24 protein-coding genes are annotated in these 21507 nt (G+C 64.9%); 12 read left to right on the forward strand and 12 right to left on the reverse strand.

The genetic code is table 11. From position 1 onward, the window contains the following. Positions 1–62 precede the first annotated feature (62 nt). From AC1VNY_RS34605 to tsaA, 5 genes are all read left to right on the forward strand, one after another. A complete protein-coding gene (locus AC1VNY_RS34605) occupies positions 63–1139 on the forward strand; it encodes a lytic transglycosylase domain-containing protein (RefSeq protein ID WP_482408546.1) in 1077 nt (358 codons plus the stop codon). Positions 1140–1327: 188 nt separating this feature from the next. Further along, entirely contained in the window at positions 1328–2080 is a 753-nt protein-coding gene (locus AC1VNY_RS34610) for an AzlC family ABC transporter permease (protein ID WP_482408547.1), read from the forward strand. Next, positions 2077–2421 carry an AzlD domain-containing protein gene (locus AC1VNY_RS34615; protein WP_028336400.1) on the forward strand — a complete coding sequence of 115 codons (345 nt, stop codon included), beginning with the start codon at positions 2077–2079 and terminating at the stop codon, positions 2419–2421. Before AC1VNY_RS34610 ends, AC1VNY_RS34615 begins: the two co-directional genes overlap by 4 nt. A 61-nt stretch (positions 2422–2482) precedes the next feature. Beyond that, positions 2483–3463 (forward strand): Bug family tripartite tricarboxylate transporter substrate binding protein, encoded by a 981-nt coding sequence (locus AC1VNY_RS34620; protein WP_482408548.1) that lies wholly within the window; start codon positions 2483–2485, stop codon positions 3461–3463. A gap of 3 nt (positions 3464–3466) precedes the next feature. Next, complete coding sequence (gene tsaA, locus AC1VNY_RS34625) at positions 3467–3958, forward strand: tRNA (N6-threonylcarbamoyladenosine(37)-N6)-methyltransferase TrmO (protein ID WP_482408549.1); 492 nt, start codon at positions 3467–3469, stop codon at positions 3956–3958. Positions 3959–4066: 108 nt separating this feature from the next. Here tsaA and AC1VNY_RS34630 read toward each other — a convergent pair whose 3' ends face one another. The 4 genes from AC1VNY_RS34630 to AC1VNY_RS34645 form a co-directional block, all read right to left on the reverse strand. Beyond that, positions 4067–4492 carry an HIT family protein gene (locus AC1VNY_RS34630; RefSeq protein WP_482408550.1) on the reverse strand — a complete coding sequence of 142 codons (426 nt, stop codon included), beginning with the start codon at positions 4490–4492 and terminating at the stop codon, positions 4067–4069. 52 nt (positions 4493–4544) lie between these two features. Next, entirely contained in the window at positions 4545–5795 is a 1251-nt protein-coding gene (locus tag AC1VNY_RS34635; RefSeq protein WP_482408551.1) for a GNAT family N-acetyltransferase, read from the reverse strand. Between the two features lie 166 nt (positions 5796–5961). Then, complete coding sequence (locus AC1VNY_RS34640; RefSeq protein ID WP_482408552.1) at positions 5962–6714, reverse strand: glycerophosphodiester phosphodiesterase family protein; 753 nt, start codon at positions 6712–6714, stop codon at positions 5962–5964. A 3-nt stretch (positions 6715–6717) separates the two neighbouring features. After that, entirely contained in the window at positions 6718–7185 is a 468-nt protein-coding gene (locus AC1VNY_RS34645; protein ID WP_482408553.1) for a RidA family protein, read from the reverse strand. Between the two features lie 265 nt (positions 7186–7450). On the opposite strand from AC1VNY_RS34645, the gene AC1VNY_RS34650 reads away from it, so the two are divergent. Then, the gene (locus AC1VNY_RS34650; protein WP_482408554.1) at positions 7451–8317 is read left to right on the forward strand and encodes a cell envelope integrity EipB family protein; all 867 of its coding nucleotides are present in this window, start codon (positions 7451–7453) and stop codon (positions 8315–8317) included. A 246-nt stretch (positions 8318–8563) separates the two neighbouring features. Then, positions 8564–8965, forward strand: a complete 402-nt coding sequence (locus tag AC1VNY_RS34655) for a RidA family protein (RefSeq protein ID WP_038388572.1) — start codon at positions 8564–8566, stop codon at positions 8963–8965. A 190-nt stretch (positions 8966–9155) separates the two neighbouring features. Here AC1VNY_RS34655 and AC1VNY_RS34660 read toward each other — a convergent pair whose 3' ends face one another. Then, the gene (locus AC1VNY_RS34660) at positions 9156–10472 is read right to left on the reverse strand and encodes a DNA polymerase IV (RefSeq protein WP_482408555.1); all 1317 of its coding nucleotides are present in this window, start codon (positions 10470–10472) and stop codon (positions 9156–9158) included. Beyond that, complete coding sequence (locus AC1VNY_RS34665) at positions 10451–10750, reverse strand: DUF3572 domain-containing protein (RefSeq protein WP_225646969.1); 300 nt, start codon at positions 10748–10750, stop codon at positions 10451–10453. Before AC1VNY_RS34665 ends, AC1VNY_RS34660 begins: the two co-directional genes overlap by 22 nt. A 228-nt stretch (positions 10751–10978) precedes the next feature. On the opposite strand from AC1VNY_RS34665, the gene AC1VNY_RS34670 reads away from it, so the two are divergent. Together AC1VNY_RS34670 and AC1VNY_RS34675 are read left to right on the forward strand one after the other, a co-directional pair. Then, a complete protein-coding gene (locus AC1VNY_RS34670) occupies positions 10979–11344 on the forward strand; it encodes a response regulator (RefSeq protein WP_016845968.1) in 366 nt (121 codons plus the stop codon). A gap of 15 nt (positions 11345–11359) precedes the next feature. Beyond that, positions 11360–12733: a PleD family two-component system response regulator gene (locus AC1VNY_RS34675; RefSeq protein WP_028341032.1), complete on the forward strand. Its 1374-nt coding sequence runs from the start codon at positions 11360–11362 to the stop codon at positions 12731–12733. 140 nt (positions 12734–12873) lie between these two features. On the opposite strand, the gene AC1VNY_RS34680 is transcribed toward AC1VNY_RS34675, so the two are convergent. Then, positions 12874–14079 (reverse strand): serine hydrolase domain-containing protein, encoded by a 1206-nt coding sequence (locus AC1VNY_RS34680; RefSeq protein WP_482408556.1) that lies wholly within the window; start codon positions 14077–14079, stop codon positions 12874–12876. 143 nt (positions 14080–14222) lie between these two features. Then, complete coding sequence (locus tag AC1VNY_RS34685; protein WP_482408557.1) at positions 14223–14825, reverse strand: TetR/AcrR family transcriptional regulator; 603 nt, start codon at positions 14823–14825, stop codon at positions 14223–14225. A 133-nt stretch (positions 14826–14958) separates the two neighbouring features. Here AC1VNY_RS34685 and AC1VNY_RS34690 point away from each other — a divergent pair, with 133 nt between their 5' ends. The 3 genes from AC1VNY_RS34690 (at position 14959) to AC1VNY_RS34700 (ending at position 18293) form a co-directional block, all read left to right on the forward strand. Further along, complete coding sequence (locus AC1VNY_RS34690; protein WP_482408558.1) at positions 14959–16191, forward strand: MFS transporter; 1233 nt, start codon at positions 14959–14961, stop codon at positions 16189–16191. A 503-nt stretch (positions 16192–16694) separates the two neighbouring features. Further along, positions 16695–18092 carry an ammonium transporter gene (locus AC1VNY_RS34695; RefSeq protein ID WP_482408559.1) on the forward strand — a complete coding sequence of 466 codons (1398 nt, stop codon included), beginning with the start codon at positions 16695–16697 and terminating at the stop codon, positions 18090–18092. A 72-nt stretch (positions 18093–18164) separates the two neighbouring features. After that, entirely contained in the window at positions 18165–18293 is a 129-nt protein-coding gene (locus AC1VNY_RS34700; RefSeq protein WP_256527872.1) for a hypothetical protein, read from the forward strand. Here AC1VNY_RS34700 and AC1VNY_RS34705 read toward each other — a convergent pair. The 4 genes from AC1VNY_RS34705 to AC1VNY_RS34720 all read right to left on the reverse strand — a co-directional run bounded on the left by AC1VNY_RS34705 (position 18290) and on the right by AC1VNY_RS34720 (position 21505). Continuing rightward, positions 18290–18820 (reverse strand): hypothetical protein, encoded by a 531-nt coding sequence (locus AC1VNY_RS34705; RefSeq protein WP_028341027.1) that lies wholly within the window; start codon positions 18818–18820, stop codon positions 18290–18292. The genes AC1VNY_RS34700 and AC1VNY_RS34705 overlap by 4 nt on opposite strands. A 109-nt stretch (positions 18821–18929) precedes the next feature. Next, positions 18930–19097, reverse strand: a complete 168-nt coding sequence (gene rpmG / locus AC1VNY_RS34710) for a 50S ribosomal protein L33 (protein ID WP_018271988.1) — start codon at positions 19095–19097, stop codon at positions 18930–18932. Positions 19098–19225: 128 nt separating this feature from the next. Continuing rightward, positions 19226–20551, reverse strand: coding sequence for an LLM class flavin-dependent oxidoreductase (locus AC1VNY_RS34715; RefSeq protein ID WP_482408560.1), 1326 nt, complete (start codon positions 20549–20551; stop codon positions 19226–19228). A gap of 204 nt (positions 20552–20755) precedes the next feature. Then, positions 20756–21505 carry an NUDIX hydrolase gene (locus AC1VNY_RS34720; RefSeq protein WP_482408561.1) on the reverse strand — a complete coding sequence of 250 codons (750 nt, stop codon included), beginning with the start codon at positions 21503–21505 and terminating at the stop codon, positions 20756–20758. Positions 21506–21507 lie beyond the last annotated feature (2 nt).

Genomic DNA, 21507 nt, shown 5'->3' on the forward strand with positions numbered 1-21507 from the left:
GTCAAGCCACGCCGCGCGGGAACAGATTTGCGATGCGAACGGGTCGTTGCGCCGCATGGGTCATGCTTGTGTTGCTGGTGTCGCCGGTCGGCGCCGGCGCCGAGGACGCGCCTGCCGCAGCCCCGCCATCCGCCGAGCAGCCCGCAGCGCCGCCCGCTGACAAGCCCGTCGCGCCCGCCGAGAAACCCGCCGCGGCGCCGGCGGAGCCGCCTGCGCCACCGCCGGGAGAGCAGGCTGCGCCATCGGCCGAGAAACCTGCACCCCCCGAGGATACGCCGGCCACACAGGCCGAGAAACCTGCGGCAACGACTGAGAAACCCGCAGACGACGCGCGCGAGAGCGACACCCGCGAGGCGATGTGCCTGATGATCGAGTCGGCGGCGCGGGCGAACGACCTGCCGCTCGAATTCTTCGCACGCGTGATCTGGCAGGAGAGCCGCTTCCAAGCCGATGCGGTTGGTCCGATGACGCGCAACGGCCAGCGCGCGCAGGGCATTGCGCAGTTCATGCCGGGCACGGCGAATGAGCGCGGGCTTCTTGATCCCTTCAATCCCGTCCAGGCGCTGCCGAAGTCGGCCGAATTCCTCAGCGAGCTGCGCAGCCAGTTCGGCAATCTCGGCCTCGCGGCGGCAGCCTACAATGCCGGCCCGCGCCGGATCCAGGACTGGCTCGCCGGCTCCGGCTACATGCCGCAGGAGACGCGCAATTACGTCTCCGCGATCACCGGCTCCAGCGTCGACGACTGGGCCGCCGCCGGGCGCAACGGCAAGATGCCGCAGCGCGCGCCGACCACGAGCTGCCGCGAGCTGATGGCGCTGCTGAAGCGCGCGCCGAATCCGTTCGTCGCTGGGCTCGAGCAGCACATCACGCTGTCGGCCGCCAAGGTCTGGGGCGTGCAGCTTGCCGCCGGCTTCAGCCGCGACAAGGCGCTGGCGATGTATGCCCGCGCCATCAAGCGCCTCGCCAACGTGATCGGCGACCAGGATCCGAGCCTCTTGAGCTCGCGGCTGCGCACCCGCGGCAGCGCGACCTTCTACCAGGTGCGCATCGGCGCCGACACGCGCCCCGAGGCCGACGGCCTGTGCAATCGTATCCGCAAGGCGGGCGGGGCGTGCTTTGTGCTGAAGAACAGGGCGTGATTGCTTTGATCCCGTAGCCCGGATGAAGCGCCAGCGAAATCCGGGGCCGCTTTTGCAATCGGTGAGAGTGTCCCGGATTGCGCTTCGCTCCATCCGGGCTACTGCATAGCAGCGCTGTGCCGTCTCTTGCTTGACCCTGCGTTGTCCGCGCCCTAATCCGCCGCGATTGCAAAACCATCCGGTTCCCCGTGGCGCTTCCTCCGCTCGATTCTCCGCAATGGCACACCTCGTTCCGCGCCTTCCTGTGGGGCGCACGGTCGATCGGCGCGACCGTGCTGACCCTGGTGCTGTTTGCGACCTATCTCGGCATCGGCGCGCTGGCGCATGATTCCGGCTTCTCGCTGGGCTGGACCCTGGCAAGCACGGCGTTTGTCTGGGCCGGTCCTGCGCAGATCATCGTGATCACGACGCTCGGCTCCGGCGCCACCGTGCTGCAATCGGCAATCGCGGTCACCGTCAGTGCGATCCGCCTGTTCCCGATGGTGGTGTCGGTGTTGCCGATGATGCGCACCGAACAGACCAAGCGGCGGCATCTGATCTTGGTGGCGCATCTCACCGCCGTCACGCTGTGGGTCGAGTGCTTCCGCTTCCTGCCGCAGGTGCCGCGCAACCGGCGGATCGCCTTCATCCACGGGCTCGGCTGCGGGCTGGTCACGGTCTGCCTGATCGCCAACATGATCGGTTACATGCTCGCGGCCAACCTCACGCCGTTGTTCGCCGCCGGCATGCTGATGCTGACGCCGCTCGCCTTCCTGTTCTCCACGGCGCGCAATTGCCGCGAGCTCGCCGATGTCATCGCGCTGGTGCTCGGCCTATTGCTGTTCCCGCTGGCGGCGATGCTGAACAGCGGCGTCGACATCCTGGTCAGCGGCGTCGTCGCGGGCACAATTGCCTATGCCGTGCACCGGGCGAGGGCGGGCATCGTCGGGGCGCGCGCATGAGCGGTTTCATTGGCGACTGGCACGCGCTCGCGATCCTGTTCGTCGCGGGCGTCATTCCCAACCAGATCTGGCGCATGCTCGGCCTGTGGTTCGGCGGCGGCATCGACGAGAATTCCGAGCTCCTGGTCTGGGTGAGGGCGGTCGCCACCGCGATCCTCGCCGGTATCATCGCGCAGATCGTGGTGCAGCCGCCGGGCGCGCTCGCCAGCGTGCCGGACTGGCTGCGCTACGGCGCCGTCGCCGCGGGCTTTGTCGTGTTCATGCTGGCGAGGAAATCGATCTTCGCCGGCGTGATCGCGGGCGAGATCGTCATGATCGCAGGCAAATACTGGCTCGGCTGATTGCGGCGTCCGCATTATCCGCTACTCTCGCTCCCCAAGAACAAGACAACGGGGAAACGGCATGCAGCGGCGCGCATCATCGCTATTCATTGTTGCTCTGACGGCGTTGCTGGCGGCGACGCTGCCGGCGCGTGCCGCGGATTATCCGACGCGACCGATCAAGCTCGTGGTGCCCTATGCCGCGGGCGGGCCGACCGACGTGCTCGGCCGCATCGTCGGCGAATATCTCGGGCGCGATCTCAAACAGGTGGTCGTGGTCGAGAACAAGGCCGGCGCGCAGGGCGCGATCGGCGCCGAGGCCGTGGCGCGCTCCGATCCCGACGGCTACACGCTGTTCGTGACGGCGGCCTCGATCTTCGTGCTCAATCCGCTGCTCTACAAGAAGCTGCCCTACGATCCGGCCAGGGATTTTCGCCTGCTGTCCGTCATCACGGACGCGCCGATGATCATGGAGGTGCATCCCTCGGTGCCGGCCAGGACGATCGCGGAGTTCGTCGCCTACGCCAAGAAGAATCCCGGAAAACTCAATTTCGGATCGGCCGGCACCGGCGGCACGGTTCATCTCGCCGGCGAGATGTTCAAGCAGATGGCCGGCGTCGAGATGACCCACGTACCGTACAAGGGCGCAGGACCCGCGCTGACCGACCTTTTGTCCGGCAACATCCAGCTGATGTTCGACACGCTCGGCACCGCGCTGCCGCCGGTCAAATCAGGCATGCTGCGGCCGCTCGGCGTCAGCTCGACCGACCGCATCCCCGATTTGCCCGATCTGCCGACGATCGCCGAGAGCGGCTATCCCGATTATGCGGTCAGCGTCTGGTATGGTATCGCAGCGCCGTCGAAAGTGCCTGACGACGTCGCCGACAAGATCAAGGCGAGCCTCGACCGGGCCTTGAACGACGAAGCGTTCCGCGCTTCGCTGGTCAAGATCGGCTTCCCGCCGCTGCATGCGAAGAGCCAGGCCGAGATCGACAAGTTCGTGAATACCGATCGCGCGCGATGGGCGGGCGTGGTCAAGGCGCTGAACATATCGCTGGATTGACACATGGTACGTGAAATGGAACTGCGCCAGGGCGAGATCGCCGTCGACATGCCGACGGCGCGCGATGCCGGGCTGGTCTTCATCGGCCGCATCCGTACGCCCTGGACCTCGCGGCTGGCGACGCCGCGGCAGGGGCGGCACGACGGCCCGGTGTGCCGGCTCGAGATTTTCGAGCCCTGGGTCGCCGCGATTAAGGGCGTCGGTTTCTATTCAAATCTCGAGGTGCTGTACTGGCTGCACCAGTCGCGCCGCGACATCGTGCTGCAAAGCCCGAAGAACAACGGCAACACCCGCGGCACCTTCTCGCTGCGCTCGCCGGTGCGCCCGAACCCGATCGGCACCTCGATCGTCAAGCTGGTCGGTGTCGAGGGCAACGTCATCCTGGTGCGCGGCCTCGACTGCCTCGACGAGACGCCGCTGATCGACGTCAAGCCCGACCGCTGCGAGTTCACCCCGCTGGCCCCGCCGCAGGCGGGGGATTTTGAGACGGAGTAGGATCCGTAGCCCGGATGGAGCGAAGCGAAATCCGGGGTGGTCTTACGACGCGGCAGAGATTCCCGGATTGCGCTGCGCTTCATCCGGGCTACGGAATGGCGCCGTGGCCTACTTCAACGCCGCGCTCAGCTTTGCCGCGCTCGCCTCCAGCACCTTGGTATCTTCCTTGTGGCTCGCAGGCGGCAGCAGCGCGACGCCGTCCTTGCGTGGCATGACGTGCATGTGCAGATGGAACACGACCTGGCCACCGGCTGGTTCGTTGAATTGCTGCACGGTGATGCCGTCGGCCTCGAATGCCTTCATCGCGGCGGCGGCGATCTTGTGCGAGGCGCGCGCGACGTGCGCGTAGTCGTCGGGCTTGATGTCGAGGATGTTGCGGGCAGGGGCCTTCGGAATGACGAGCGTATGCCCCGGCGAGCGCGGCATGATGTCGAGGAAGGCGAACACGTGCTCGTCTTCATAGACCTTGTAGCAGGGCAGCTCGCCGCGCAGGATCTTTGCGAAGATGTTGTTGCTGTCGTAGGCGGCGGGCATGGTGGCGGCTCCTCGATGATGCTGCTTTATTGCCTAGGCGGCGGCGGAGACGTCAAGCGTCGTCGTCGACCGTCTTGCGGAACGGGCCGGCCTCGGCGAGCTCACGGCCGACCTCGGCGACATAATCGCGCTCGCGCTTGAGGTAATCGGCGATCGCCCTGCGCAGTCCGGGATCGGCGATGAAATGCGCCGAATAGGTGGTCTGCGGCAGGTAGCCGCGCGCCAGCTTGTGCTCGCCCTGCGCGCCGGCCTCGACCACCTTGAGCCCGCGTTGAACCGCGAAATCGATCGCCTGGTAGTAGCAGACCTCGAAATGCAGGAACGGGTGGTGCTCGATCGCGCCCCAGTTGCGGCCGAACAGCGTGTCCGAGCCGATGAAGTTGATCGCGCCGGCGATCCAGCGTCCGTTGCGCTTGGCCATCACCAGCAGCACGTCGCGGCTCATCGTCTCGCCGATCAGCGAGAAGAATTCTCGGGTCAGATACGGCCGGCCCCATTTGCGCGAGCCGGTCTCCATGTAGAACTCGAAGAACGCATCCCAGGCGTCCTCGGTGATGTCGGCGCCGGTCAGCCAGTGAATGGTGATCCCGGCGGCAACCGCCTCGCGGCGCTCGCGCTTGATGCCCTTGCGGTGGCGCGAGTTCAGCGAGCCGAGAAAGTCGTCGAAGGTCTTGTAGCCCTCATTGTGCCAGTGGAACTGCTGGTCGGTCCGCTGCAGGAAACCGTGGGCGCCGAGGAACCTGGCCTCGTCCTCGCGGGCGAACGTCACATGCACGGATGAGGCCTCGGTGGCGTTGCAGAGTGCCCGCAGGCCTCGCGCCAGCGCGGAGCCGATCACCTCGCGGTCGACGCCGTCGCGGATCAACAGCCGCGGCCCGGTCGCGGGCGTGAAGGGGACGGACACCTGAAGCTTCGGGTAATAGCTGCCGCCGGCGCGGTGATAGGCTTCGGCCCAGCCGCGGTCGAACACGTATTCGCCCTGCGAGTGCGATTTCAGATAGCAGGGCACGACGCCGACGATCCGGCCGTCGAGTTTGGCGATCAGATGCCGCGGGCCCCAGCCGGTCCGCGGGCAGGCCGAATCGGAGGCTTCGGCGGCGGCGAAAAAGGCGTGGGAAACGAACGGGTTATAGCTCGAACTTGCGGCGGTCTGGCAATCGTTTGCGGAGCCGGGCGAGGCCAGCGTGTCGAGGTTGTGGATGCTGTCCGCGTCCGCCTTGGGATTGGCGCAGGCGTCCCATTCGGCGGCCGGAATGCCGCCGATGTCAGCTACAGCCTCTAGGGTGATTTCAGAAGACGCCATCGAGAATGAAGACCGGTGCCTCGTTTGAGCATGATCTTTCCGGAACAGCTGGCTCCACTTCCGGATCATGCCCCGCATTCCGCCATCGCCGATGACGACCAACCTTCGCCAACATCGTGCGTCGCAGCGACGAGTTCAAGACTGCAAGGGGCATGTCTCGGACATGTCAGGTTCCCGGCACAAACCCCTCGAAAATCATCTGGTCGGCGTAGCGCGCCGCGCGTTCGCGCTGTTCCGCGGTCCGCACGGTCCAGGCCAGCAGCGGACAGCCGAACACGTGGCGGGCGATCCACGGCTCCGGCGCCGGCAGCTGGTTGACCCAATAGGCGACGAAATGCGGTTCGGTCGTAAAGCCGTGCCGCAGGTACAGCATGCTATCGCGCTGCGCCGGCGTCAGCTTGTCCCAATGGCCGTCGTCATAGGTGCGCTGGGCGGTGATGCCGCGCGGCAGGTTCGGCATGATCTCGCGCAGCGCCAGCACCTGGTCGGGATCGAAGGACATCCCGACCACCGGGCCGGAATAGGACCCCAGCACCTCGGCCATCCGCCGCACCAGTCTGCGGTCGCCGTCGAAATGGCTCTTCACCTCGACCACCAGCGGCACGCGGCCGGCGACCAGCGCGCAGAGATCGCCGAGCGTCATCATCTGCTCGGCGGTGTCCTTGAACTTGACGGTCTTCAGCTCGGCCGCCGTCTTGGTCGCCAGCAGGCCCGACCCCTCGGTGAGGCGGCCGAGCGCATCGTCGTGATGCACCATGGCCTCGCCGTCGGCGGTGAGCTGGATATCGCACTCGATGGCGAAGTTGCCGGCGACCGCGGCGGTGGCCGCGGCCGGCATGTTCTCGATGATGCCGCGCGCGGCATCATGCAGGCCGCGATGGGCGACCGGCCGCTTCGTCAGCCAATCAGGAGCGCGCATCGATCAGGCGACTTCGAACACGCCTTGGACTTCGACCGCGGCGTCCGCGGGCAGCGAGGCGACGCCGACGGTGGTGCGGGCATGGCGGCCCTTGTCGCCGAATGCCTCGACCATCAGGTCGGAAGCGCCGTTCAGCACCTTCGGCCCGTCGAAGAAGTCGGGCGCCGAATTGATGAAGCCGCCGAGCCGCACCACGCGCACCACCTTGTCGAGGTCGCCGAGCGCGGCCTTGATCTGGGCCAGCAGGCTGATTGCGCAGCCGCGGGCGGCGGCGGCGCCCTGTTCGAGCGTGACGCCGGCGCCGAGCTTGCCCTTGGCGATCAGCTTGCCTTCGGCGTTGAAGCAGACCTGGCCGGACACGAACAGGAGGTTTCCGCTGCGGACGAAGGGGACATAGTTTGCGACCGGGGAGGTCGGCTCGGGAAGCGTGATGCCCTGTGATGCCAGTTTTTGTTCGACGGTACCCGCCATTTTTTGGTCCCCCAAATTTGATTGCACAAAGCCTGAAACGCGGTCAGGGCCAAGTTTGTTTCGATTGTTTCGCGCATCGTGCCGCCGGTTGCAAGCGACGGTAAGGTGAGGGCAACGCGGCCATGAGGTGCCGAATCGCACGGAAAGCTGCCGAAAATGACGGCATTTTCGCAGCGTACATTGCCATTTTGTCAGACTTGCCCCAGTTGCGGCGCAATACCACCGTCACTATTGTGGCGAATCCCTGCCTCCTTGAGGAAACCACATGACCCTGCCGTTCCGGACTCCGTCGCGTGCCCTGGTGTTTGCGATCGCCGTTGCCGCAGGATCCGGCCTGGTTCAGGGGGCCGCGGTCGCTGCGGCAAGCGGGCCGTTCCTCGCGCATCAGGCGCTCTACGATCTGAGCCTCGTGAAATCGCGCGGCTCCAACTCGGTGAGCGATGCGCGCGGGCGCATCCTCTACAATTTCTCCGGCAACTCCTGCGAAGGCTATACCTCCGAATTCCGCCAGGTGTCCGAGCTCGACAGCGGCGAGGGCAAGGTGACGCTATCAGATCTTCGCTCCACGTCCTGGGAGGACGCGTCGGGCAAAAGCTACCGCTTCAAGATCGACACGCGGATGAACGACAGCGAATCGTCGCCGGTCGACGGCATCGCCGAGCGGGTCGGCGATCATATCACCGTGAAGCTGACCCAGCCGGTGAAGAAGACGTTCAATATCGACGGCAAGATCGTGTTCCCGACCGAGCAGATCCAGCACATCATCGCTGCCGCCCGCGACGGCAAATCGGTGCTCGAGCAGACCGTCTATGACGGCTCCGACAACGGCGAGAAGATCTACAACACGCTGACCGTGATCGGCCGCCCGATCGCAGGCGACCGCGCGCCGTCATCGCCCGATCCGTCGACGGCGAGCAATGCGATGAAGGCCATGACGCGCTGGCCGGTGACGGTGAGCTACTACGACAGCGACGCGCGCGCGAAGGACGGCGAGCAGACGCCGGTCTACGCGATGTCGTTCGAGCTCTACGAGAACGGCGTCTCCCGCGCGCTGGTACTGGACTACAACGATTTCGTGATCTCGGGCGCGCTGGACAAGTTCGACGTCAGGGATTCCAAGCCCTGCAAGTGAGGGGGCTGAGTATCGCCAGCCCTCGCTGTCGTCCCGGCGAAGGCCGGGACCCATAACCACCGAAGGTGAATTATTGCGCAACGCTGGGGCCACAGCTTCCTTCAACAACGCGACCCTGTGGTAATGGGTCCCGGCTTTCGCCGGGACGACAGCGGAGCAGGCCCGAGCACTCCACGACACCGCTCTGGCCGTAACCGTCCGACACGAGTAGGCTTCCTACAAACACGCGTGTCAGGGAGGCACACCATGAGCGAGCTCAACCATCTTCGCCCCAGCGGCCTGCATCACAATCCGGCTTACTCCCACGTCGTCGTCGCCTCGGGCGCGCGCACGATCTACATTTCGGGACAGGTGTCGGTCGACGAGGAGGGCCGCGTGGTCGGCGCCGGCGATCTCGCCGCGCAGACGACGCAGGTGATGCAGAACCTCGGCATGGCGCTGAAGGCCGCCGGGGCCAGCTATTCCAATATCGTCAAGATCACGACCTTCGTCGTCGGCTACAAGCCGGAGCTCCGTCCCATCATCGGCAAGGCACGCTCGGCGTTCTTTGAGGGCATGGAGCCGCCGGCCTCTACGTTGGTCGGCGTCACCGCGCTTGCGGCGCCGGAATGGCTGATCGAGATCGAGGCGGTGGCGGTCGCTGATTGAGGGGGCATCGTCACGCTGAGTACCGTCACCCCCGCGCAACGGCGTTGCCGTTGTCGCTGGAGGAGCGCGCATCGCGCGCGTCTCGAAGGGCGACGGCCCGAGTCTTACCGGTCATCCTTCGAGGCTCGCTCCGCTCGCACCTCCAGCGACAAAGGCGAGGCCTTTGCGCGGGGATGACGTCAACGATGAATTACTCCTCCGCGTTTTTCTGCGGCCCCTCATAGGCAATGCCCCTGATCACGGCGGCATTGCCGAACTTCTTGCGCAGATTGTCCATCGCGCGTTCGGCGTGTGCCGAGCGGCGGTCGAGCATGTCGGAATCATTGGCCTGCGCGCCCGGGCGCAGCGCGCTGACGCCGGTGCCCATCAGGCGGAAGGCGGTGCCGTCGATTTCCTTCGCGAGCATCTCGCGCGAGACCGCAAAGATCTTGGCGGCAAGCTGGGTCGGGGTCTGGATCGATTGCGAACGGGTGCGCTGGCGGAAGTCCGCGGTCTTCAGCTTCAGCGTGATGGTACAGCCCGAGAGCTCGCTGGTCTTCAGCCGCGCCGAGACTTTCTCGGACAGTTTCCAGAGCAGTTTCTCCAGCGTTGCGAAGTCGCGGATGTCGGTCTCGAAGGTGGTCTCGCTCGAAATCGTCTTGGCGCCGCGATCGGCGACCACGCTCCGGTCGTCGATGCCGCGCGCCAGCCGCCACAGCCGGCGGCCTTCGCTCGCGAACTGCTTCATCAATTCGTTTTCGTCGGCGCGCTGTAGGTCGGCGATGATGCGGAAGCCGCGCTGCACCAGCTTCTCCTGCGTCGCAGGTCCGACGCCGTAGATGAACCCGACCGGTTTGGCGGCCAGCATCTCGCGCGCCTCGTCCTGGTCGAGCGTGGCAAAGCCCCTCGGCTTGTCGAGGTCGGAGGCGATCTTGGCGAGGAATTTGTTGCAGGACAGGCCGACCGACACCGTGATGCCGATGTCGCGCTCGACATCGCGGGCGAATTTGGCGAGCACCTTGGCCGGGATCATGCCGTGGACGCGCTGCGTGCCGGCGAGATCGAGGAAGGCCTCGTCGATCGACAGCGGCTCGACCAGCGGCGTCAGCGCCTGCATCGCCTGCCGCACCTCGCGTCCCACCCGGACATACTTCGCCATGTCCGGCGGGATCACGGTCGCGTCGGGGCAGAGTTCCAGCGCCTTGAACATCGGCATCGCCGAGCGGACGCCGTAGGTGCGGGCGATGTAGCAGGCGGCGGACACCACGCCGCGCTTGCCGCCGCCGATGATGACCGGGCGGTCGGCGATGTCAGGATTGTCGCGCTTCTCGACGGTGGCATAGAACGCGTCGCAGTCGATATGCGCCAGCGCCAGCGCGGGCAGGGCGCGATGACGCACCAGCCGCGGCGAGCCGCAATGGCTGCATCGCTTCACCTTGATATCGAGATCGCCGAGGCAGTCTCGGCAGAAACTGAGGGGGCCGTCGGAAGCTGCCGCTGCCGTCGTCACGGCACGTCGCGCTCCCATTTCGGGTCGCCCAGCGCCTGATGGGCGGCAGCGATGTTGGTCGGGTGCAGTTCGGAGGCCTTGGCAAACGCCTTCACGGTGGCGTCGTCGCGCATCACGAAATCGAGCACGCTCGCAAGAAATTGAGGATCGGACGCGGCGTTCCGCAGCGTCTCTGGACCGATTCCAGTTTCGGCCAGGAACAAGCCCAGCCGCTCGGGATCACCAGCAATGAAGCCGAGCGCCTGAATCGCAACGATTTCAGCAACTTCCCGGGGGTTGTGAACAGGCTTTTTCAACGCGCCGGTTTGCCTTTCCGTTAACTTATGGTCTCTATTGAGAGGCCCATCATGCCCGAGTCTTCCGCATGTGTTCAAGCAACGGAAACCACGCTGCGGAAGTTGGACTTCGGGTTAACGGGTTAGAGCGATTCTGGCGCTAGTTTGAATTCACATTTTCGACGCGCCCCGAGCGCGGTGCGTGAGGTACCGCAGCCGGGCCCGTCTCCTGGGTTTGGGAGGGACGGGATGGCCAAAACCGTCCTGATCGTGGAGGACAATGAGCTCAATATGAAGCTCTTTCGCGATCTGTTGGAAGCGCACGGCTATCAGACTTCGGGCACCAGCAATGGCTTCGAAGCGCTTGATCTTGTCCGCAAGCTGCGCCCCGACCTGATCCTGATGGACATCCAGCTACCCCAGGTTTCCGGTCTCGAGGTCACGCGCTGGATCAAGGACGATCCCGATCTGCGCACGATTCCGGTGGTCGCGGTCACTGCCTTCGCCATGAAGGGCGACGAAGAACGCATCCGCGAGGGCGGCTGCGAAGCCTATTTGTCCAAGCCGATCTCGGTCGGCAAATTTATTGAGACTGTCCGACGCTTTATCGGATAGGGGAGTTGTGGTGCAATGTCCGCGCGTATCCTCGTGGTCGATGACGTTCCAGCGAACGTCAAGTTGTTGGAAGCCCGTCTGTCAGCCGAATATTTCGATGTGCTGACCGCTTCCAACGGGAGCGAGGCACTGGAAATCTGCGCACGCGCCGAATGCGACATCATCCTGCTCGATGTCATGATGCCTGATATGGACGGCTTCGAGGTCTGCCGCCGGCTGAAGTCGAATCCGGCGACCCATTTCATTCCCGTCGTCATCGTCACCGCGCTCGACAGCCCGGCCGATCGCGTGCGCGGCCTTGAAGCCGGCGCCGATGACTTCCTGACCAAGCCGGTGTCCGACGTCGTGCTGATCGCGCGCGTGCGCTCGCTGACGCGGCTGAAGATGATGACCGATGAGCTGCGCATGCGCGCCATCACCTCGCTCGAGATCGGCATGCAGGCGCCCGAGCGCAGCGCGATCGCCGACAAGGGCACCGGCGGCCGCATCCTTCTTGTCGACGACCGGCCGTCGTCCTACGAGAAGTTGGCGCCGATCCTCTCCGCCGAACATACCGTCGACGTCGAGATCAATCCGTCGGAAGCCTTGTTCCACGCCGCCGAGGGCAATTACGACTTGCTGATCGTGTCGCTCAGCCTCGACAATTACGACGGCCTGCGGCTGTGCAGCCAGGCCCGCTCGCTGGAGCGCACGCGCCAGGTCCCGATCCTCGCGATCTCGGATGCCGACAACAACACGCGGCTGATGCGCGGGCTCGAGATCGGCGTCAACGATTATCTGCTGCGTCCGGTCGACAAGAACGAACTGCTGGCGCGTGCGCGCACCCAGATCCGCCGCCGCCGCTACACCGATCATCTGCGCGACAATGTGCAGAACTCGATCGAGATGGCGATCACGGATGCGCTGACCGGTCTCAACAACCGGCGCTACATGGAAAGCCACCTCGCGACGCTGGCGGAGCAGGCCTCGATCCGCGGCAAGCCGCTGGCGCTGATGATCCTCGACATCGACTACTTCAAGGCGATCAACGACACCTACGGCCACGATGCCGGCGACGACGTGCTGCGCGAATTCGCCGTCCGTATCCGCAAGTCGATCCGCGGCATCGATCTCGCCTGCCGCTATGGCGGCGAGGAGTTCGTCATCGTGATGCCCGAGACCGACCTGCATGTCGCCGGCATGGTCGCAGAGCGGCTGCGCCGCTCAATCGCGGGCGAGCCCTTCACCGTCGACAAGGGCGGCAAGCGGATCACCGTCACGATCTCGATCGGTCTCACCACGCTGGAGCGCAAGGGCGAACTGGTCACCGATGTGCTCAAGCGCGCCGACACCGCGCTCTATCGCGCCAAGCACGACGGCCGCAACCGCGTGGTGTCGGCCGCTGCGTAGTGCGATCTGGTAGCCCGGATGCAGCGAAGCGCAATCCGGGGTATTGCGCCGCTTGCACAAGCTTCCCGGATTTCGCGGAGCCTGTCATCGGGCGCGCGTTCGCGCCGACCCGTTGGCTCCATCCGGGCTACGAAGTGCCCTTAGCGGCCGCGTCTTACGGCGTCATAGGCCATGCGCTTGAACTCGAACGAGAACGGATGGACGAACGCCATCTGGCGCTGCGCCATCATCACGCCGGCGATGCCCGTTTTGGGCGAAATCCACCACTGCGTGCCTGCGACGCCGCCCCAATAGAGCTCGCCGGCGGCGTCGGGATGATCGATCGGGGAGGGGTTGAGGATCAATCCGCCGGCGAGACCGTAGGTCTTGCCGGGCTGCTCGCCCATCATCGCAAAGCGGATCCATTGGCCCGGTGTGAGCTGGTTGGTCATCGCCTGAGCGATCGTCTCCGGCTTCAGCAGCGTCGGCCCGCCGGGCAGCAGGCTGCGGATCAGCGCGACCATGTCATGCAGCGTCGAGACGAGACCGCCGCCGCCATTGAAGCGCGGCACCGGGCGCAGATAGGCGCCGGGATAGGGTGCGTTGTCGGTGCGCGTCAGTCCGGGCTTCATCGGATCCATCAGATCGGCGCCCGCGTAATAGGCGACGAGCCGGTTGTGGTCCTTCTCCGGAACATGGAAGCCGGTGTCGATCATGCCGAGCGGATCGAGGATACGCGCCTTGATGAACTTGTCGAACGGCTGGCCGCTCACGACCTCGACCAGCCGTGCGACCACGTCGATGGCAACGGAATATTCCCATGACGAGCCGGGATGGAACACCAGCGGCAGATCGGACAGACCGTCGACCATGTCGGCGAGCGTCGTCATCGGATTGAGGATCTTGCGCTCGTTGTAGGCCTTGAAGATCGGGGTGCCCGGATCGAACAGGCCGTAGCTGAGGCCGGCCGAGTGGCTCAGCAGATGGCGAATGGTGATCGACCGCTGCGCCGGCTCGGTATCGTCGATCGACGTCGCACCCGGCCGCAGCACCTTCCGGTTTCTGAGCTGCGGGATGAAGGTCTCGATCGGATCGTCGAGCCGCAAGCGGCCTTCCTCGACCAGCAGCAGCGCCGCGCAGGAGGTGATCAGCTTGGTGTTGGAGAAGACGCGGAAGATGTGATCGGTGCGCAGCGGAGTCTGCGCTTCCTTGTCGGCCCATCCGACGCAGCCCGTGTCAGCGATGTCGCGCCGGACCAGAACCGTCCAGGAGATGCCGGACAGGAGATCATTGTCGATATAGCGCTGCATGGCAGCGCGCGCCGGCGCGAAATCGTAGCCGGTGGCCGTCACCTTCAGATCTTCCATGGTCGTTCCCCTGTTGTGCCGCAGATCTTGTGTGTAGCAGGTCTTTGCGCGGTCGTTGTCAATCTCGCCGGACGGAATATCGGGAATGCTGTGGCCTGCGGTCGGCGCAACCAACCAAACCTGACTTCCGCACGCAACCGGATTTATCCGGCGCGTTTCTTGCCCGCGGGGGCGGGGCTGCCGACCTTGACGCCTGCATTTGCCAGCAACACGCGGGCGGCTTCCCTGGCCGCGCGCGCCATCGCCGGATCGTCGCGCACCAGATCCTGCGCGATCGATCCATCGACCAGGAGCGTGAGCTGAGTCGCAAGTCCCTCGGCGTCGGCGACGCCGAGCTGACGCAGCAGATCTCGAAACCAGAGCCGGCGGCTTTCCTTGAAGGCGATTGCGATGTTCCTGAAGGTGCGGTCCTCGTCCTCCGGCCCGAGCTCGGCCACCGCGTTCACGAACGGGCATCCGCGAAAATCCTTCGCCGAGAACCGTCGCTCCAGCGAATCGAAAGTTGCAAGGATCTGCTCGGCCGGCGGCTTGTCGGAGGGGCGGGACTGCACGAAGCGGCGCTGCAGATAGGCCTCGATCAGCGCATCCTTCGACGGGAAGTGGTTGTAGAGCGTGCGCTTGCTGATGCCGATCTCGGCCGCGATGGTGTCGACGCCGATGGCGCGAATGCCCTGCAGGTAGAACAGTCTGTCGGCGGTCTCGAGGATCCGCTCCTTCATGGTCTGTTTGGGAGGCGGGGAAGCCATGCGCCAGCCGTGATCCTCTTCGCTTGACAGTCGGCCCCCTGTATAGCCTAAGTACACAGGTCTGTGTAACCAAAACATGCATGAATCGCAGGCCATGGCACGCGTGCCGTGCCGTTATGGGAGAACAAGAACAATGCCCCTGTTGCAGGTCCTGCGTCCCACGCTTCCCATCCTGATCGGCGCCTCCATCATGCTCACGCTGAGCATGGGGCTGCGGCAGAGCCTCGGCATCTTCATGCAGCCGCTCACGCACGACATCGGCATCTCGATATCCCACTTCACGCTGGCGCTCGCGGTTCAGAACCTTGCCTGGGGTTTTCTGCAGCCGGTCGCCGGCGCGATGACGGTGCGTTACGGCTTCCGCCCGATCATGTTGGTCGGCGCGCTGGCCTACATCGCGGGCCTCGTGCTGATGACGACGGCGCATGGGCTCGTTGCCATCATGATCGGCGCCGGTGTCCTGATCGGCCTTTCACTCGCCTGCACCGCGAATGCGATCGCAATGTCGGTCTCGGCGCGCGCGGTGCCGGAGACGGTACGCTCGACCGTGCTCGGCATGGTCTCCGCCGCGGGCTCGCTCGGCGCGCTGCTGTCGGCGCCGATCGGCCAGATGCTCAATGAAGGCTTCGGCTGGCGCGTCGGGCTTGCCGGCTTCGTGATCCTCTCGGTCTTCATGATTCCGGCTGCGTTGTACGCCGGCCGTGTCGACAAGATCCCGCTGCCGAAGCCCGCGGCTGACGATATCGGCAACGCCACCGCGGCGACCGCGGCGAAGACCGCGTTCAGCAACGCACCCTTCGTGGTGATGACCTGCGCCTACATGGTCTGCGGCATGCAGCTCGTCTTCCTCACCACGCATCTGCCGTCGTATCTCGCGATCTGCGGGCTCGATCCGATGCTGAGCGCGCAGACGCTCGGCATGATCGGCGGCTTCAACGTGCTGGGTTCGCTGTTCTTCGGCTGGGCGGGCCAGCGCTGGAACAAGCTGGCGCTGCTCGGCGCGATCTACATCCTGCGCTCGCTGGCGCTCGCCTGGTACTTCATGCTGCCGGCAACGCCGGGCTCGACGTTGCTGTTCGGCGCCATCATGGGCTTCCTCTGGATGGGCGTCGGTCCGCTGGTCGCGGGCGCGGTGGCCGAGATGTTCGGGCTGCGCTGGCAGGCGATGATCCAGGGCCTTGCCTTCATGAGCCACCAGGTTGGCAGCTTCCTCGGCGCTTACGGAGGAGGGCTGATTTACGACTCGCTCGGCTCCTACACCATGGCCTGGCGCATCGGCGTCGCGCTGGGCCTTGCCGGCGGCATCGTCCAGCTCGCATTCGCGCTGATCCGGCCGGCGCAACCGCCACTGCTCAAGACCGCTTAGCTTTCAGAATCCCCGCCAAGCTGGCGGCTGCTCCTTGCGAGGGCAGTCGTCAGATGCTGCCTAGTTTTTGACCGGTCACTTGCCGCAAGAGCGTGCAATGGAGCGCGGTGCAGTTCCGGCCACGGATCGAAGCGATAGCGTTTTCAAAGTGTTATGCGGCGCGCAGTGGTGGCACGAATCTTGTTTCAATTTGGCTAGAAATCGTGCCGGAAACCCTCGCTGAGGTTCCGGCCTGGGGACCTTTGGGAAGGACTGGCCGCGATGGGGCTAGTCGCCGTCATTCTCCAGCCATCTGCGCACCACGGCCTTTGCCGCGCCGCCGAGCAGGAGGCCCTTGTGCCCTGCGTCGGGCCTGATGCCGCTGCGACTTCGCTGCATCCCGCCACCCGCACCGCGGCACTTCGAGACATCCCGATAGCCGGACGCGCTGTCCTTCGGCGCTCACGCTGCGAACGCGTCGCGCCCATTCCGAACGCCAGCATTTCTCTTGTGATGGGAGGTTGATGATGGAGTCTACGACACACACGCGCCAGAAGCTCGTGAGAATCGTGGTTGCCTTGTTGGGCGTAGCGTTCCTTTGCCTACTGTTCAACGATCTTGCGCTGGCCGAGGATGCGGCGGCGCCGCCTGCCTGTGGCGGCAAGGTTCTCGAGAAGTGTACGCCAAATTCCGGCGACACCGCCTGGATGCTCACGTCCGTCGCGCTCGTCCTGATGATGACGGTCCCGGGGCTCGGCCTGTTCTATGGCGGCATGGTGCGCAAAAAGAATGTCGGCGACACCGTGATGACCAGCTTCGCCGTCACCTGCCTGGTCACGATCCTGTTTGCCGTCCTCACCTACAGCCTGGCGTTTCGTGCCGGCACGCCGTTCATCGGCGGTCTGGATCGCATGTTCCTCAAGGACATCCTGAGCGACATCGGCAAGGGGGGCATCGGCAATCCCAATCCACTCGCCGCGACCATTCCTGAGTCCGTTTACATCTGCTTCCAGATGACGTTCGCCATCATCACGCCGGCGCTGATCGCCGGCGCGTTTGCCGAGCGGATGAAGTTCTCCGCGATGCTCTGGTTCATCGGGCTGTGGGCGATCTTCGTCTATGCGCCGATCGCGCACTGGGTCTGGGGCCCTGACGGGATCTTCTCGGCGGGTAACGACGCTGCGTATGTCAAGGTTCTCGATTTCGCCGGCGGCACCGTTGTGCACATCAATGCCGGCGTGGCCGGCCTGATGTGCGCCATCATGCTAGGCAAGCGCGTCGAGACGGGGCCGGCGCACAATATGGTGCTGACCTTCATTGGCGCCTCGCTGCTGTGGGTCGGCTGGTTCGGGTTCAACGCCGGCTCTGCTGTCACGGCCGGAATGCAGGCGGGCATGGCCATGCTGGTGACCCAGATCGCCACGGCGGTCGCGGGATTCACCTGGATGCTGGTGGAATGGGCGTTGAAGGGTAAGCCGACCGTCGTCGGAATCTGCTCGGGTGCCGTGGCGGGCCTCGTCGCGATCACGCCGGCCTCCGGTTTCGTCGGGCCGGTCGGCGCTTTCGCGATCGGCATCGCCGCCGGCGTCTGCTGCTACTGGGGATGCACCGGCTTGAAGCGCATGTTCAGCTACGATGATGCGCTGGACTGCTTCGGTGTCCATGCCCTTGGCGGCATCGTCGGGGCGCTGCTGACCGGGGTGTTCGCGGTCGAGCAGTATGGTGGAACGGCAGGCGTTCTGGAAGGAAATCCCGGGCAGTTCCTCAATCAATGCATCGGCGTCGCGACGGTTTTCGTGTATGATGCCGTGGTGAGCCTGATCATCCTGTTCGTGATCAATCTCTTCGTCGGGCTTCGCGTGACGCGGGACATCGAGCGCGAAGGGTTGGATCTGGCACTGCACGGCGAGGTCGTGCAGTAGACTTTGGCGGCATTCCGCGCAGCCGGCGATCTTCGCCGGCTGGCGCGGATCTAAGCTGTTCGAGGTGATCCGATGAACTGGTTCTATTGGAACACAGCGTGGTCGCTGTTCTTCAGCCTCATTTGGTTCATGACGATCACACACAATCCGGATGCAGAGATCGCGGACGCGCATCTGCGCGATGAGGCGTTCAAAGGTTAGCTCCGATAGTAGCGCCACATCCTGAGGAACGTCCGGTGGATCTCGTCGGGCGTCCGGTCGAATGGCTCCAGATTGACGCGGACCACGCCACGATGGTCCATGCGCCACGGCAGGCGCATCAGCAGCCGGTAGGCCGGCCGCTTGCGCCAATCGGCCACCAGCGCGCTGCCGAGCGGCCCGCTGAGTGCGATCTGCAATTCGTGAACGGTCATCGCGCGCTCGGCGATCTCGACGAGGTCGATGCGCGTGATAGCGCGCCACCGGATCAACCCGAAGGCCTGGATGAAGATGCCGTACTGGTTGGCCCCGATCGTCGGACGACCGGCCTCCAGCAGGGGGATGTTGTAATAGGTGAAGCCGCCCGCTGCCGCCGCCGGCGCCAGCCAATAGATCGCGCCCGTGATCCAGGTCGCGGTCAGAAAGATCGCGGCGAGGGCTGCCGTGACATAGACCGGAAAGTAGATGTCCTCGCGGCCGTAAGCGACCGAGTAGCCGCCGACGTTTCCCTCGTCCAAGGTTGCGATCATCTGAGCCCTGCGCCCGGGACTGGTCCGGGAATCATGAGGGATGACGCAAGCCTAGAAAGCAAAAACGGGGCCGCGAGGGCCCCGTTTGAAACGTCGGAAGCAGCCGATCTTACTTGATCTTGGCTTCCTTGAACTCGACGTGCTTGCGCGCGACCGGGTCGTACTTCTTCTTGACCAGCTTGTCGGTCATGGTGCGCGAATTCTTCTTGGCAACGTAGTAGAAGCCGGTGTCGGCCGTCGACACGAGCTTGACCTTGATGGTGACCGCCTTGGCCATGTGCAAAACCTCGAAAATCGGGGGAATTCGGGAGCCGGCCAAATCGGCCCGCGTTTGGCCGGGAAACTAGCCAGAAACCGCCCAAAGTCAAGGATTTCTGAGCCAAGATCACCCCGATTCCGAGCCTATTACCCCTCGAAGAACTGATTTTTCGGCCGCGGCAGGCCCAAATTCTCGCGCAAGGTCCGCCCCTCATACTCTGTGCGGAAAATCCCGCGCCTTTGCAGTTCCGGGACCACCTTGTCGACGAACTCGAACAGGCCCTGCGGCAGATAGGGGAACATGATGTTGAAACCGTCGCTGCCGCGGCCGGTCAGCCATTCCTCCATCTGGTCGGCGACGGTCTGCGGCGTGCCGACGAAGGCGAGCCCGCCATAGCCGCCGACGCGCTGCGCGAGCTGGCGCACGGTGAGCTTGTCGCGCGCCGCGACATCGACGAGGCGCTGCCGGCCGCTCTTGCTTGCATTGGTTTCGGGGATCGGCGGCAACTGTCCGTCGGGATCGAAGCCGGACGCATCGGTGCCGAGGATCACCGACAGCGAGGCGATCGCGCTGTCGTAATGCACGCGGCTGTCGAGCAGCGCGCGCTTCTCTTTGGCTTCCTCGACGCTGTCGCCGACCACGACGAAGGCACCGGGCAGGATCTTCAGATGCTCGGGATCGCGGCCGATCTTCTCCATGCGGCCCTTGATGTCGGCGTAGAGCTTCTGTCCGTCGGCCAGGCTGCCGCCGCCGGTGAACACGGCTTCCGCCGTCTCGGCCGCAAGCTGCCTGCCGTCATCGGAAGCGCCGGCCTGCACGATGACAGGCCAGCCCTGCACGGGGCGGGCGATGTTCAGCGGGCCGCGCACCGAGAGATATTTGCCCTTGTGATTGAGCACATGCATTTTCTCGGGATCGACGAACAGTCCGGATTCGACATCGCGCACGAACGCATCGTCGGCGAAGGAATCCCAGAGGCCGGTGACGACGTCGTAGAACTCGCGGGCGCGCTTGTAGCGCTCGGCGTGCTCCATGTGATCGTCGAGGCCGAAATTCAGCGCCGCGTCCGGATTGGACGTGGTGACGATATTCCAGCCGGCGCGGCCGCCGGAGATGTGGTCGAGCGAGGCGAAACGGCGGGCGACGTGATAGGGCTCGTCGAAGGTGGTCGAGCCGGTCGCGATCAGGCCGATATTCTCGGTGACGGCCGCGAGTGCCGACAGCAGCGTGAACGGCTCGAACGAGGTCACAGTGTGGCTGCGCTTCAGCGCATTGATCGGCATGTTCAGCACGGCCAGATGGTCGGCCATGAAGAAGGCGTCGAACTTGCCGGCCTCGAGCTTGCGGATCAGCGTCTTGATGTGGTCGAAGTTGAAATTGGCGTCGGGCCAGGCCCCGGGGTAGCGCCAGGCGCCGGTGTGGATGCTGATCGGCCGCATGAACGCGCCGAGCTTGAGTTGACGCTTCGCCATTGCCCCGTTCCGTGCTTGATGTCGTTAGCGAAACAGATAGGGAGGCGCTTTGCGGCGCGCCATCGGGAAGATTATTTTGTTTTTGGCCGCTCTCTCGACATTGTCATTCCGGGCATCGCGCAGCGATGAACCCGGAATCTCGCGCCGCAATCTCGGGATTCCGGGTTCGATGCTGCGCATCGCCCCGGAACGACGAGGATCATCTTACGCCCCCAGCACATCCTTCTGCATCTTGCCGCCGTAGAAATGGAAGAACGGCACCGACGCGTCGTGGCGGAGCGGGCCGGTGGCGAGACGGCGGTCGAGCTCGGCGAGCACGTTCTTGGTCATCGCATGCGCGTCGGCGAGCGGCTCGGAGCCGATCTCGACCCAGACCAGCTCGACCAGTTCGGCATCGGCATGCACCACGCCTTCGACACGATGCGCGATCGTCGAGGCATCGGCGGTGAAGAAGCGCGTGTCGAAGCGGCGGACGCGGCCGGGCGGGGTGATTGCGCGCGCGATCAGGAAAAGGCCGGACGGATCGGGCAAGAGACCTGCGTCGGCGAACGGCGCCCAGGGCCCGTCGAGCTTGTGCCGCTTCTCGACCTTGCGGCCGAGGCAGAGCCCGGTCTCTTCGCAGGCCTCGCGGATCGCGGCGTTGGCTAGCGCACGCGCGCGGCCGGGCGTGATCTTCGGGCTGCCCTTCAACAGATTGGCTTCGAGCTCCGGCGTGATCGGCGCTGCGACCGGCACGCGGTTGTCGGCCTTGTCGACGCGGCCGCCGGGGAAAACGAACTTGCCGGGCATGAACACCACTTTGTCGTGGCGCTTGCCGACCAGCACCTTCGGCTTGGCGCCGGAGCGATCGATCAGGATCAGCGTCGCGGCATCCTTCGGCCGGAAATACGCATGATGATCGGCTTCTTTTTCGCCCTGGTGGACGACAGCGGCGGGTGCGGCAGCTTCAGTCATTT

The sequence above is a fragment of the Bradyrhizobium ferriligni genome, assembly GCF_056837965.1.